Raw genomic sequence first — 14,745 nt, 5'->3', positions numbered from 1 at the left:
GGAAAGCTTCTTGTGCCGCTCGACCAGGCTATGGGCGATGGTCATGGAGCGACGGAGATGGCCGAGTCCGAAGGTATCATGGCTGTAGAGCAGGATCTTGGCGCCGTCGCGCTTGCCGCGAGACATTCTCTGGTCCCCTCGTCCACCGTGTCTGTTCGCCATCCCCGCTTCTCCGGCGGAGTGATCCACAAGGCTCCATCTCCATCCCTAGCACGGCATGCTTGGACATGAGAACCGCCATTTGGCGTAAGCTTGGCAACGGATGGATGACAGTGCGTTGATGCGGGACCGTCTCGACAGTGGTCACGATGGGGTGCATTGTGCTAGGGGAAGAGCTGGCTTAAAACGGCGTGGAGGCAGGTATCCATGCCCAAGTGCGGACCACATCTCTGTGATTTCCATTTTATCAGCCGAGAGCTGGCGGTAGGCCTGCCGGGCGCTGCGCACCTCCATCGCGGAATGGCCCGAAACTCCCCACATGTAGGATAGCTCATGGCCGTTACCGAAGCCCTCGAGGCTCACGTTCCCTTGAAAGCACGGGTGTCGCGCTTCTTCGCGCAAATGTTGCCCCTGTCCTATTTCAAAAAGCTGCCGACAATCATCGTCGTCGACGTAACCAACTCCTGCAACCTGCGCTGTCCGGTTTGCCCGGTCACCATCGCCATGACCCGCAAGCGCGGCTTGATGAAGCTCGACGTCTTCAAGAGCATCATCGACGATTTCAAGCGCGTGCGGGAAAAGCCGGCGATGTATTTCAACTTCTCCGGCGAGCCGACGCTCAATCCGGCGCTGCCGGATTTCATCGCCTATGCCCATGAGAACGGGCATGAGACGTTCCTTTCCACCAACGCGACCAAGCTTGGCGAAGGCTTGGCCGAGCGGCTGATCAGGGCCGGTCTCGGCCGGGTCTATCTGTGCATGGACGGCTTCTCGAAGGAGGCGCAAGAGAACTACCGGGTCAATTCCGATTTCGACGAGGTCAAGGCGAATATCGAGACATTCCTCGCGACCCGCCGGCGGCTTGGGGTGAAGAACCCGAAATGCGTGCTGCAGACGCTGCTCACGGGCTATTCCGAGCACCAGATGGACGATATCCGCGCATGGGCCGAGCGCATCGGGTTCGACCAGATCCGGTTCAAGACGTTCAGCATCGGTTCCTATACGACGGAGGCGGAAAAGCGGGAGTTCAGCCGTTTCCTTCCGACCAAGGAGGAGCTGCGGCGGCATCCTACCGGCATCCAGCGGGCGACCTGCACGGCGCCCTTGCACCAGACCGTAGTCTTCTGGAACGGAGACCTCGGGCTGTGCTGCATTGACTATGACCAGATGGTGCAGCTGCCCAATATCGGCGAAGGCGGCTTCATCCGCGCCTACTGCTCGGACGAGGCGGCGCGGGCGCGACGCAAGGGCTATTTGAAGCAGTTCGACATTTGTAAAGGATGTTCCTACTCGAACGCAGAAAATATGGGTATGAAGATTGACCTGCATCAAGCATTATGATCAGCCTTGGATGGTGGTTAATTAGCTGACATTTTGAACATTGCCGACAGGCGGCGGAACGTTCTTTGAAATCACGCCAATTCCTGTCTTGGAAGGCGTATTGCTGAGTAAATGAGCGTTGACCCTGAGCGGCATAGCATTCAGGGCACGCTCCAGGATTAAACGATGGAAAGCAATTTATTCTGGTATATATGGAATCACACAAAAAAGCAGCAGATCTGGATCCTTACGATCATTCTGCTGTCCATGCCGATTTATTTTATTTCACTCGACCTTCCAAAGCAAATCGTAAACGGACCAATCACCGGAGAAGGCTTCGAACATCCGGACGCCACGGCCCGGTTCCTCACCATCGCATTCGACCTTCCACAGTTTCTCGGTGGCGGCCATATCGAGCTCTTTTCCGGCTTCGAGCTCAACCGCATGGGCTATCTCGTGGCGCTGTCGATGGCGTTCCTGGCCCTGGTCTGCATCAACGGCGCCTTCAAGTTCTATATCAACACCTATAAGGGCCGGCTCGGCGAGCGCATGCTGCGGCGTCTGCGCTATGACCTGGTGGACCGGGTGATGCGCTTTCCCCTCACCCATTTCCGACGGGTGAAGGCGCCGGAAGTCGCCACCATGATCAAGGACGAGGTGGAGCCGATGGGCGGCTTCATCGGGGATGCCTTCGTCCAGCCGGTTTTCCTGGGCGGGCAAGCGGTGACCGCCTTGGCCTTCATCCTGGTGCAGAATTTCTGGCTCGGCATGATCGCGTTCGGCGTGGTGGCTATCCAGGCCTATATCATCCCGCGGCTGCGGCGCCGGCTGCTCGTGCTTTCCAAGCAGCGGCAGATCACCGCGCGCGCCCTGGCCGGCCGGGTGGGCGAGATCGTCGACGGCGTCTCCGAGATCCACCTGAACGATGCCTCGAATCGCGAGCGCGCCGACATTTCCAGCCGGCTCGGCGAGATCTTCTTCATCCGCTACGAGCTCTATCAGCGGAAGTTCGCGGTCAAGTGGCTCAACAACTTCCTGGCCCAGCTCACACCGTTCATGTTCTACCTGATCGGCGGCTATTTCGCGCTGCGCGGCTCGCTCGATATCGGGCAGCTGGTCGCGGTGATCGGCGCCTACAAGGACCTGCCCTCGCCGATCAAGGAGCTGATCGACTGGGACCAGCAGCGTCTCGACGTGCAGGTCAAATACAGCCAAGTCATCGAGCAGTTCTGTCCCGACAACATGCTCGACCCGAAGCTGCAGCTGCCGCCCGAGGGCCCTGTTCCCCATATCGAAGGTCCATTGGCGTTGGCGGGTGTCGGCGTGATCGACGATACCGGCGCCCGGCTCCTGGAGAACACGTCGCTAACCATCCAGCCGCACGAGCGCGTCGCCGCCATCGGCCCCATCAACAGCGGCGCAGAGGCGGTTGCGGAGGTGCTGGCCAGACTGATGCCGCCCAGCACCGGCCGGGTCACCATCAATGGCGCGCCGCTGGAAGAGCTTCCCGAAGCGTTCACCGGCCGGCGGATCGGCTATATCGGACCGGATTCCTATTTCCCGCATGCCTCGGTCCGGGACGTGCTGCTGTACGGGTTGCGCCATGTGCCGGTCCGCGGCCAGTCGCAGGAGGACCAACCCCGCGAGCCGACGGACCGTCTTCTGGCCGAGGCCGCGGCCTCCGGCAATACCACCATGGATGTGAATGCGGACTGGATCGACTACGAGGGCGCGGGCTTGTCGGGGCCCGAGGACCTCATGCCGCGCTTCATGGACGTGCTGATGATGGCCGACCTGCACGCGGACATGTTCGACCTCGGCCTGCGGTCGGTGATCGACCCGCAAGCCTCGCCCGAGATCATGCACCGGGCACTGGAGGCGCGTTCGCATCTCCGCCGAATGGTCTCCGAACCGCCGCTGAACCAGCTGGTCGAGGTTTTCGATCCCGAGCGCTACAACAATCAGGCGACGATCGCGGAAAACCTCCTGTTCGGCACCGCCCTTACGGACACTTTCGCCACGCCGAACCTGCCCACCAACGCCTATATGCGCAAGGTGCTGCGGGAGGAGAGCCTCGAGGACCGGCTGACCGACATGGGACGGGAGATCGCCGAAACGGTCACCGACTTGTTCGCAGGCCTGCCACCGGACCACCCGTTCTTCGAGCAGCTCAGCCTGATGAGCGCCGAGGAAATTCCCGACTACAAGGCAATCCTGGCGCGGCTTGCCTCTGGCGGCGAGATCAGCGCCGATGACCGCGCGAAACTGCTGAAGCTGGCGTTCGGCTATATCGAGCCCCGGCACCGTTTGGGCCTGATGGACGGCCAGCTGCGCGACCGCCTGGTCGAGGCACGCAAAGCATTCCGCGCTCACCTGCCGGCCGGGCTCGAGGGGCTCGTCGCCTTCTATGACCCGGATGTCTATAACGTAGCCTCCAACCTGCTCGACAACGTGCTGTTCGGCCGCATCGCCTATGGCATCGCCGACGGGCCGCGGCGCGTGCGCGAGGCCATGCGCAGCGTTTTTGCGGAGCTCGGCATGGAGCATGCCGTCATCGAAGCCGGGTTGAACTTCAACGTGGGGTCGGGCGGCAAGCGCCTGACCGCACCCCAGCGCCAGAAGCTGGCGCTCGCCCGGGTGCTCATGAAGCGGGTCGAATTTCTCATCGTCAATCGCGCCTTGTCCGCTCTGGACAGCCGCAATTACGCAGAAATCGTCGAGCGGATCCTTGCGGCGTCCAGAGAGGATCCACATCGCCCGTTCGGCTTGTTCTGGGTGTTGAACAATCCTGACCTGTCGCCGCGATTTGAACGTATACTGAAGTTTGACCAGGGTCGCCTGATTTCGGACAGCGCCACGGCCGGGGAGGAGATCGGCCGTGAGACCGCCCGGAAGACGGCAATGGCACAGTGAGGCATTTCCCATGGCTTCAAGCGCAGTCGCCGGAGGGGGACGATATGGCTTCTCTAAAAGACGAAGTTGATGCTCTGCGCCGCATTCCGCTCTTTGCGAATGTGGAGCCGCAGAAGCTGAAGCTCCTGGCCTTCACGTCAGAGCGCATGTCTTTCGAGCCCGGCCAGGAGGTGTTCCACCAGGGCGACACGGGCGATGCAGCCTATGTGATCATCGCCGGCTCGGCAGAGGTGCTGGTCGATACACCCGACGGGCAGCTCGCCGTGGCCGAGGTGAAAGCAAACGATTTCGTGGGCGAGATCGCGATCCTGTGCGAGGTGCCGCGCACCGCGACGGTGCGGGCGGTCGAGCGGCTCGAGACCCTCAAGATCCTGAAGGAGCATTTCCTGCGCATGGTCGCCGAATTCCCGGAAATGGCCGTGGAGATCATGCGGGAACTTGCCGGCCGCTTGCACAAGACGACCACGGAGCTGACCGAAGCGCGCCAACATCAGCGCAATGGTGGTTGATAGACCCGGCTCTGGGAGGGGCTGAGGCGACAATAATCAGAGCTGCCGGCTCCGGCCGGCACTGTATGGGGAGTACGACAATGCGAATACGGGTGGGGGTGTTTGCAGCGGTTTTCATGCTCCTGGCCAGCTTGCCAGGTTTCGGCCAGCCGGCGGAGCTCGTCATCGGAACGGAGGGGGCCTATCCGCCGTTCAACTTCATCGACGAGAGCGGCAAGCTCAAAGGCTTCGATGTGGATATCGCCCAAGCGCTATGCGAGAAGATGCAGGTGAAGTGCAGGATCGTCGCGCAAGACTGGGAGGGGCTGATTCCGGCACTTCTTTCAAAAAAGATCGATGCGATCGTTGCCTCCATGTCCATCACCGAGGAACGCAAGAAGGTGGTGGCGTTCACCGATAAGTATTACCACGCGCCTGCCCGGTTCGTGGCGCTGACCACGTCCGACATCACCGACATTTCGCCCAAGGGACTCGCCGGCAAGGTGCTCGGCGCGCAGTCCTCGACCATTCACGCCAATTATCTCGAGAAGAACTACAAGGACTCGACCATCCGCCTCTACGGCTCGCACGATACGGCACTGCTGGACCTGGTGGCCGGCCGGGTGGACGCGGTCTTCGTGCAATCCATCGCAGTTTACAATTGGCTCAACAGTCCGGAAGGCAAGTGCTGCAAGTTCGTCGGAGAGCCGCTGAGCGATCCCGCACATTTCGGTCTTGGCGCCGGTATTGCGGTGCGCAAGGAAGACGAAGCCCTGCGCCAGAAGCTCAACGAGGCCCTCGACGAGATTCTGGCGGACGGCACCTATCAGAAAATCAACGCGAAATATTTCCCGTTCTCGATCTACTAGGAACGCAGCCGCAGGTTTTCCGGATCATAGAGCGGCTGGGCCTCAACCAACGCCTTGCGGCGCTCGCCCAGGATCTCGACCTCAAGCGCCGTGCCGGGCTTAGCCAGCTCGGGCTTGACATAGCCGAAGGCGAGGCTCCTGCCCACCGCATAGCCGTGGCCACCGGAGGTGGTGACGCCAACCAGGGTCGCGTCCGCATAGATCGGCTCATTGCCCTGGGCTTCGGCATCCCCTTCGCTCAGGGACATATAGACGAGCGAAATGCGCGGGCCCTGCTGTTTGGCATTCAGGGTCGCCGCCTTGCCCACGAAGTCCGGCTTGTCCAGCGCCACGAAACGCTCCATGTCGGCTTCGATGAGGTTGACCTCGTTGGTCATTTCCGAGCCCCAGCCGCGATAAGCCTTTTCAAGGCGCAGGCTGTTCATCGCATAGGCGCCGAAATCGGCAATCCCATACGCCCGGCCGGCCTCGAGGAGCGCTTCGTAAACTTCGACCAGCCGCTCGGCCGGGACATGGAGCTCCCAGCCCAGTTCGCCCACATAGTTCACGCGCAGGGCGCGTGCGGGGACCCCGGCGACGGCGATCTCCTTGCCGGTGAGCCAGCGGAAGGCGTTATTGCCGAGATCGGCATCGGTGAGCTTGGCCAGCACGTCGCGTGAGCGGGGTCCCGCGAGAACCAGGACGCCGAGAGCCTCGGTGACGTCGCGCACCTCGGCGTTTTCATGCGGGAGCCGGCCTTGGCTCAGCATATCGAAATCGCGGAACTGCGCGGCTGCGGCCGAGAGCAGGTAGAAGCGGTCCTCGCGCAGGCGGCAAACCGTCAGCTCGCCTTCGATGCGGCCGCTCTCCGTGAGCCATTGGGTCAGCACGATGCCGCCCACCTTGCGCGGCATGCGGTTGGCGAGCAGGCGGTTGAGCATGCCTTCCGCATCGGGGCCCACGACCTCGAATTTCGAGAAGCTCGACATGTCCATGACGCCGACGCGCTGGCGCACGGCCATTGCTTCCTCGCGCACCGGCGCGAAGCTGTTGTTGTGGCGATAGCTCGGCCGCTCGCCTTCGCCCGTCTTGTCGAACCAGCGCGGCCGCTCCCAGCCGGCCACATCCATGTATTGGGCGCCCCTGGCCTTCAGCAGGTCATAGAGGGCTGACGTGCGCTTCGGCCGTCCATCGAGCCGGTATTCCCCCGGTACGACCAGCTGATACATGTTCTGGTAGTCGTCGGTGGCCTTGGCCAGGCAGTAGCCCCCGCTGGCCCAGTTGCCGTAGCGGCGCGGGTCGACCGCGGCCATGTTGATGTCGGCGGCGCCATGCACCATCCACTGGGCGAGATATTTGCCGGCACCGGCCGCCTGGCAGATGCCGAAGGAGGCGCCGCAGGCCATCCAGTAGTTGCGCAAGCCCGGTGCCGGACCGAGCAGCAGATTGCCATCGGGCGTGTGGGTGATCGCGCCGGGCACGATGCGGCGGATACCGGCCTGTCCGAACAGCGGCAAACGCTCGGCGGCGCGTTCCAACCACGGCATCAAACGGTCGAGCTCGGGCGGCAGCAGCTCGCTCTCGAAGTCCCAGGAAATGCCGTCCTTGAAGCAGTCGGTCGCGCCCTCCCGCTCGTAAAGGCCGATCAGCAGTCCCTGCTGCTCCTGACGCAGATAGCCGTTCACATAGGGATCACGCACCACCGGCAGTTCCTTGGAGAGGCTTGCGATCTCCGGCAGCGGGTCGGTGACGATGTAGTGGTGCAGCATATTGCTGATCGGCACCTTCAGCCCCACCCAGCCGCCGACAATATCCGCATAGGAGCCAGCAGCATTGACCAGGTGCTCGCAGATGATGGTGCCCTTGTCGGTCACCACCTCCCACTCGCCCGAGGGAAGGCGACGGGTCTCGGTGACCCGGGTGCGCCGATAGATCTCGGCGCCGAGGTCGCGGGCGCCCTTGGCCATGGCATTGGTGACGCCGGACGGATCCACATGGCCGTCGGTCACCGTCATGGCGCCCATTTTCACACCGAAGGTCTCGATGAAGGGATGATGCTGCCTGATCTCCTCAGGGCCGATCAGATGCATTTCATAGCCGACGAGCTTCGACAGCCCGTGGACGTATTTAAACCAGTTCACCTCCTCATCGGTGAGCGCGAGGCGAATGCCGCCGCAGCCATGCCAGGTTGCAGAGACGCCGGTGAGGGCTTCGAGCTTGGGGTAGAGCTCAGTTCCGTAATTGTTGATATGGGCGATCGACAGCGAGCCCACGAATTGGGGGCATTGGCCTGCCGCATGCCAAGTGGAGCCGGAGGTGAGCTCGCCCTTTTCCACGAGCACCGCGTCGGTCCAGCCTTCCAGGGCCAGATGGTACAGAAGGCCGGCCCCCATCGCCCCGCCGCCAATGATCACCACTCGGCTATGGGATTTCATTCTGATGCCTCCGTCGCAGCGCCTCACCCATCATCGCGGCGCAGTAGAGCGCGGAGAGCGCGGGGCCGTCCAGTGAGTTATTTGCCCGAACTGGTGAATTCTATTTGTCAGTACATAGTCCGGACCCATGCAGGGTCGTCGTTTTTTGGCCAGCAAGAAACCACTATCCGCTGCCGTCATCTCCCGCCATTTGCGCCATCGTGCAACATGAGGACTGGTTGGGATGACAATCACTTCCGCGGACGCCGATTCAGGGCCACAACAGCCGGCGGAACTCGAAAACAAGGCGGGCGCCCAGGAGCAAGCCGTCACGCCGGGGGACAGGGCGGCGAACACCGTTCTCGGACGCTTCATTATCCCTGAACTGCGGCAGTCGCTCGACTGGGTCGACTGGGAGGCGCACGGACGCAAGCCGCTCTCCGCAATGGCCGCTCTCAGCACGGTCAACGAAAACCATCCCGAAATCAGGATCGATCCGCGGGTGCTCGGTGGGCGCTTCGCCTTAGGTGCGACGGATCTCTCGCAGGCCTTCAAGAGCGATCACAATTCGGCCCTCGCAAAACACGTGGACAGGGCAGCCCTGCTCTACAGCAATCTGACGCCGGAAAATTTGTCGCACGAGGCAGGCTCGCCGCAAAGGCTGTCGGCAGTCCGGAAGACGTATATGGACGCCCTCAAGCGGGAGTGGCTCAAGGCCAACCTCTTTCAGCATCATGTCCATGACCACCAAGACCATTCCGCGCCCCGGTTCAACGGCTTCACCTTCGAGAATGCACGGGGCAAGACGATCAAGGACCTCGCCGAGCACGGCGCTATCAAGCAGTTGGCCGGCGTGGACGGGCTGAGCAGTTCAGAACGGGTGGAGATCCTGACGGAATGGGCCAGGGAAAAAGGCCTGGATTGCCAGCACAAGATCGGCACGATTGAATTCTCGCTGGCCAGCGTTCTCGGTCAAAGAGCGGTGGGCCGGGGGGAGCCGTTGCCCCAGGGGCTGGAGGATCGGACCGCCCTCCTCAAGGCTTTCGACTTGGAGGTTCAGCGCTGGCAGGAGCACCCGGACAAATCGTTCAACCCCACGGTGGAGGCGGCCCTTCACTTAGCCCAATCGAGCGGTGACGAGCTCAAAGGCTCGGATGAAGAAATCCTGAACCAGGCGCTCACCATTTTTTCCGAGCGCTGGAATGCGAATTTCGGCAAACCGCCGGCTTTCAACCGCGAGGAGGCCGCGCTGGAAATCCTGGAGGAGATGACCGGCCACTCGCGTGAGTACCTGCAGACCCATAAGATCGCCTTCTCGTCCCACCACCCTTGGGGGCTGACCGAGACCGTCTACGGGACGCCGCTCGAACGCTTCTTGACGCTGGCGGACCGCCCCGGGGTCGGCCATACGCTCGTGCTGCCCTGCGAACGTGCAGACCATGAGCATTACGCGCATCAGATCAGGCCGCGGGACGCCCTGCAGAACAGAGAGAACCAGTACGACGTCGATCTGCTGAAGAACCCGTGGGTCATCGCCCGCGCAAAGGAAAACCTCCGCCTTGCGGAGAAGGAACTCTCCGAGGAAAACATCAAGGAGGAAACATACAAACTTGTTGAGAATTACGGGGCTGAGACCGAAAACCATCGCCATTTCATAAATGGTCTTTACTTCCTAAAAGACTGGTATATCAGCCAGATTCCGATCGTCGGTGGCATTTACAACATCGAAGAGGGCATTCGCCACCACCAGGTCAAGCAGATCATCGGCGGCGGCTTGGCGCTTACCATGGAGGTTGGGGGGTTCGCGCTGTCCATGCGTCGCGGTGGTGTGAGCCCGGAAACCGGCATCGAGGCTGGCGCCCGCGGCAGTGCACCCCATCTGGTCGAAAGCATCGAGGGATCGATGCGCGCCGGCGTGGAGGAAAGCCATGCCCCCGGCCCTGTCGTGAACACGCAGCCGGCGACCATGACCGATGTCATGGCCGGCGCCAGGCCGCTCAAAATGCAGCACAAGGTCTATACGGACCATCCGACCCACGGGATGGTGCTCAAGACCTGGTTCGACGGCATGGAGCAGGAAGTCACGTGGGTGGGTGTGCCCGGCAGTCCCGGCTCGTTTCGGGCCATAAATCCCGAGACAGGCGCCTTCCTGACCGGCAAGATCTACGACATTGACGGCCGAACCGGTGCCATGGTGCCGCGCAACGGGCTCAAGGGCGGCGGCCCGTGCTGTTCGAAGCCGTTCGACCCTGAAGACCCGCCCTATACGCCAGCCGAATATTCGGGGATCAACGAGCCGCTCATAAACAACCCGTTGGAGCAAAGCGACAACGCGCCCACCGTCATCGGCCGCAAAGGAGACGAAACGGAGAATGGGAGTCACGGAAGCTCCGTGTCCACGGCCGAGGAGGGCCGCGAGAGCATGGGCGGTGCAATTGCCGATGGTTCCGATGCTGATGGAGAGGTTCTCAGCATCGACATGTCCGTGGGCGAAAACAGCAGAAACACTGTCGATACGCTGAATGAGTTCGCCGCACCGCGACCGGTGAACCCGTTCGCGGACGACATCGTGACCGTCAAATCAGACGAGCCGCCATTGCCTTTCTCCATGCGCATGGCCGATCTTACCGAAGAGGCACCGCTCTATGTCGTCGCCCGAGAGGATCCGGTCACCGGTTTTCAACGCACCGCCTATCGTCAGGACTGGACGGAATTCGATGACTCGATGGTGGGGCGGGAACTCTGGGCCAAAGAAGATTTCCTAACCGAGCCGATCGAGCTCAACGGGCCAACCAGGGAGATCATCAAACAGCAGGGTCAGCCGGTTGGCGACGATGCGCTCGGGCAGACATATCTCTATGGCGGCAGGGCATGGTGGTTGCTCTCCGAGCAGGGCGACGCGCCTGCCGCAGGGCGGGCGAAGGCCGCCGCCCAGCTCTGGAACGGCCGCTACGATGATTATGCCTTTGGCCGCGCCAAAGCTCATGATTTGGGCGACGGCGACTTCGCGGTCAGCACGCCCCTCATTCCGATCAAGGAAGGTTTCGGTCGCGCCCATAACGAGCCTAAAGGGCCTTATGGGGCAATTTCCGTCCTTAAGATCGAGCCCATCGAGATGGACAGCCTGCCGGTGCTCGGCATAAGGCCGGAACCCGGCACGATCGCCGATGCCGGCGTCATTCGCACCGGCGGCCATTGGGTGGGCGACAGGGTCTACTGGTACCAGGACGAGTACTACACCTTCATGACCGGTAGCACCGTCAAGGAGCGCCATTGGAACGCCCTCCAGTTCGCGCGCAATTGGAACCAGCTTTATGGGAAAGCCACCAATAGCGAGGCGGTGGTACAGATCTTCGAGGGCGATAAGATGGTGGCCGTCCGCACCAGGCCGGTCACCGAAGAAGCCTTGAGCAGAGCCGCCACCGAGACAGCTTCCATCAAGGCGGGCGACAATGAAGCTGCCGTGCGCGGCGGAGAGGAGGAGGCGGCCGAGCGCAGTTCTGCAGCCTCCAATGCAGGCGGAGATACGGATGTTCCGTCCGATCCCGACGGGGCTAACCGCGCAGGCGGCTTCCAGTCCGGATCTCAGGCGTCATTTCGCGAACGGGTCGCGGCGTTCTTGTCGGATGGTCAGCCGGTGCGGCCACAGAGCAAGATGTATGGGTACGACGTGAACCATGGCGTCATACTCAAGACCTGGTTCGACGGCCTGGAGAAGGAGGTCACTTGGGCCGCCGTGCCCGGCAGCCCTGGGTCGTTCCGGGTCATCGAGTCGGGGACCGGGGGGTTGCTGAGCGGCAAAATCTACGATTTCGACACGCGGACCGGAACGCTGGTGCCGCGCGAGGGTCTAAAGGGGGGCGGGCCATGCTGCTCAAGGCCGCAGCTGCCGGAAATGGATGATGTGCCCTATGCACCGCCCGAGCGCTCCGGCACCGGAAACGGCAGCCGAAGCCACCCTGCCGACGAGATTCAGCAAGGGGGCACCTCTTCCGCCTCCCATGTCGATGACAATGCTTCATCAGGAGGGTCGGTAAACAGCGGAGACGATGAGGCCACCGTCATCGTGGCCCAGCAATGGGACGGCTTAGAAGAAAGCCTGCGCAGCGATACCGCCACGGTTATCGGCCGCAAGGGATTTGACGATGGCATGGGGAGTAGCTGGGTCGGCGACGCGATGACCGCCGATGAGGGGAGCGAATCCAAAGCATCCAGCTTCAAGTACCCCGAGTCCGTCGATGAGGTTGCCAAGGAGGGCAGCGAAGGGATGTTCACTGGCGCCGGCTATTCGAACGAGGATGTCGCCGACCTCACGAGCATAGACCTGACGAGCATCCGGTCGCGGGCGCAGACCGTCGAGATGCCAGTCGAAGTGTATGAGCCCGCTTTAACAAGCGCCGATGTGCTCTCGATCAACTCCGCCGGCAGGTCCGTCAAACCATTCACCACAAGAATATCCGAGCTTGCCGACAAAGCCGAGCTGTTCGTCGTGGCCAAGGACGATCCCGCCCACGGCTTGAAACGTGACGTCTTTCTCCAGGACTGGATCGACTTCGACCAGTCGCTGGAGGGGCGCGATCTCTGGCATGTTCGTGGTCTTGCCGGTGACTCCGTGGAGAACAGCCGCTCGCTCGCGACCACCCTTCAAGAGAAGGGCTATCATGTCGGGGTCGACTATCTCGGCCCGCTCTATCTGTATGAGGGCAGGGCCTGGACCGTACTTTTCGATGACGTCCCGGGAACGTCGCCGGTTGTTCGGGCCAAAGCCGCGGCGCGGCGCTGGAACGCTCAATACGAGGAATATTGGTTCGGGCGCGCCAAGGTCCATGAGCTGGATGACGGCGTGTATGCCGTCAGCACGCCGCTCATCCCGATGCGGGAGGGATTCGGGCGCAGCTTCAACCAGCCGCACGGCAAGTACGGAGCGGTGACTTCGCTCAAGATCAAGCCGGTCTCACCCGACGAGATGCCGGTCATCGACTTTCAGCCAGGCGATATCGGTGACGGTGCCGTCATCCGGAATGGCGGGCATCGCGTCGAGCGTGGTGTCTATTGGTATGAAAACGAGTATTACACCTTTCAGCCTGGGGACACGGTCAGCGAGCGGCATTGGCATGCCGTGCAGTTCGCTCGCAACTGGAACGAGAAATATGGCGAGCTCACAAACAGCAAGGCCGTACTTCAGTTCTTGCCGCGCGACGGGTCGATCGTGGTCCGGACCAAACCGCTTCCGCTCGAAGCAGAGATCGAGCCTGCGTTGGAACAGATGCCGAGTGAAGGGGTCATCGGCGATCACCACGAGGCAGACGTCGCGCAGCGCGCCGATCAGGCAGCAGACCAGACAGAAGCGAGCGGCGGAGAGGGCTCGTCCGACCGGGAAGGCGGAACCCCGGTCGAGTACCGGCAGCCCAGCCCGATCGAACAAGCTGAGCCAGTCGAGCCCGAGGTCGCAAGTATGGGAAGCGGCCGGTCGGGACGCAGCAGCATTTTCGACCGACTAAATGGTCTGGAGCACAAGTTCGATCGCCGGCTTTTGAACAAGGTCAGGGAGATTGCCGAGAAGGATGCGCAAATGCGCAGCGAGGCGGACCAGGGCGAGCACTCCGGCGCGGGTGTACAGAACCGCCAGAAGCGCGCACTAGACGTGGAAGAGACTGGACAACACAATGGAGGGGAGGGACGCGAGACTTTGGAGATCATCGCAGACCCGGTCGTGCGGCCTCAGTCGGAAGACCTTCCGTATTACAGCCACTACGCCCAGGCGCGGGAGCACTCGCCCGCGGTGGAAGAGGTCACGACCATCTGGATTTAGAGGCCGCGCGGCACAGGCATGGTCCGCGCCGCGCCCGGACGATCAGGCGACGACTTCGATCTCGGCGACGGCTTGCGGGGTCCTGCTATCCATCGTCTCCAAGAAGCTCAGCCATATTGCTTCGCTGCCGAGCTCCCGCACGAAGGCACTGTGGGCCAGCCGTTCCTCGTTGCTCAATCGCGGAGCCAGCGGCCTTGGCCGCGGCCCTAGCGTGACCGTCTGGACGACCCGCACCTCGCGGGTCACCTCCTCCGCCGTCACCAGGGTGAGGTGGGGCTGCCGTCCGCCGATCAGCTCGACATAGACCTCCGCCAACAGTTCCGCATCCAACAAGGCCCCGTGCTTGGTGCGTTTCGAATTGTCGATACTGTAGCGACGGCACAGGCCATCGAGGCTGTTCTGGCCCATGGGATGGCGCCGGCGAGCCAAGGCCAGCGTGTCGATAACCTGTTCTTCCAGGATTGGCGGATAGTTCAGCCGACGGAGCTCGGCATTCAGGAAGCCGATATCAAAAGCGGCGTTGTGAATGACGAGCAGCGCGCCTTCGATAAACTCCAGGAACTTCTGCGCAACGGCGGCAAAGACTGGCTTGCTGGCCAGGAATTCGTTGGTGATCCCGTGCACCCGCAGCGCATCGGGATGAACGTCGCGCTCCGGATTGAGATATTCATGGAAATACCGGCCGGTCGCCACATGGTTGAGAACCTCGATGCCGCCGATCTCAATGATGCGATCGCCGTTCTCGTGGGACAGACCGGTCGTCTCCGTGTCGAGAACGATGTATCTCATCG

At 62.0% G+C, this 14,745-nt stretch carries 7 protein-coding genes; 5 read left to right on the top strand and 2 right to left on the bottom strand.

The genetic code is table 11. The features are described from left to right. Positions 1 to 492: 492 nt before the first annotated feature. The 4 genes from E4P09_RS06275 (at position 493) to E4P09_RS06260 (ending at position 5,749) form a co-directional block, all read left to right on the top strand. Positions 493 to 1,500 carry a radical SAM/SPASM domain-containing protein gene (locus E4P09_RS06275; protein WP_137388671.1) on the top strand — a complete coding sequence of 336 codons (1,008 nt, stop codon included), beginning with the start codon at positions 493 to 495 and terminating at the stop codon, positions 1,498 to 1,500. A gap of 165 nt (positions 1,501 to 1,665) precedes the next feature. Then, entirely contained in the window at positions 1,666 to 4,392 is a 2,727-nt protein-coding gene (locus E4P09_RS06270) for an ABC transporter transmembrane domain-containing protein (RefSeq protein WP_137388670.1), read from the top strand. 44 nt (positions 4,393 to 4,436) lie between these two features. Continuing rightward, positions 4,437 to 4,901: a cyclic nucleotide-binding domain-containing protein gene (locus E4P09_RS06265; protein WP_137388669.1), complete on the top strand. Its 465-nt coding sequence runs from the start codon at positions 4,437 to 4,439 to the stop codon at positions 4,899 to 4,901. Between the two features lie 80 nt (positions 4,902 to 4,981). Then, the gene (locus tag E4P09_RS06260; RefSeq protein WP_137388668.1) at positions 4,982 to 5,749 is read left to right on the top strand and encodes an ABC transporter substrate-binding protein; all 768 of its coding nucleotides are present in this window, start codon (positions 4,982 to 4,984) and stop codon (positions 5,747 to 5,749) included. Here E4P09_RS06260 and E4P09_RS06255 read toward each other — a convergent pair. Beyond that, positions 5,746 to 8,163 (bottom strand): FAD-dependent oxidoreductase, encoded by a 2,418-nt coding sequence (locus E4P09_RS06255; RefSeq protein WP_137388667.1) that lies wholly within the window; start codon positions 8,161 to 8,163, stop codon positions 5,746 to 5,748. The genes E4P09_RS06260 and E4P09_RS06255 overlap by 4 nt on opposite strands. 223 nt (positions 8,164 to 8,386) lie before the next feature. Between E4P09_RS06255 and E4P09_RS06250 the strand changes: the two genes are divergently transcribed. Next, positions 8,387 to 13,954, top strand: coding sequence for a hypothetical protein (locus E4P09_RS06250; protein WP_137388666.1), 5,568 nt, complete (start codon positions 8,387 to 8,389; stop codon positions 13,952 to 13,954). A gap of 42 nt (positions 13,955 to 13,996) precedes the next feature. Here E4P09_RS06250 and dnaQ read toward each other — a convergent pair whose 3' ends face one another. Beyond that, on the bottom strand, positions 13,997 to 14,743 hold the full coding sequence (dnaQ, locus tag E4P09_RS06245) for a DNA polymerase III subunit epsilon (RefSeq protein ID WP_137388665.1): 747 nt from the start codon (positions 14,741 to 14,743) through the stop codon (positions 13,997 to 13,999). Between the last annotated feature and the right edge of the window lie 2 nt (positions 14,744 to 14,745).

Source organism: Rhodoligotrophos defluvii (assembly GCF_005281615.1).
In the GTDB taxonomy this organism is placed as follows: Bacteria; Pseudomonadota; Alphaproteobacteria; order Rhizobiales; family Im1; genus Rhodoligotrophos; species Rhodoligotrophos defluvii.
Note: the sequence above shows the minus strand (reverse complement) of the source record. Positions and strands in the feature narration are given on the sequence as shown.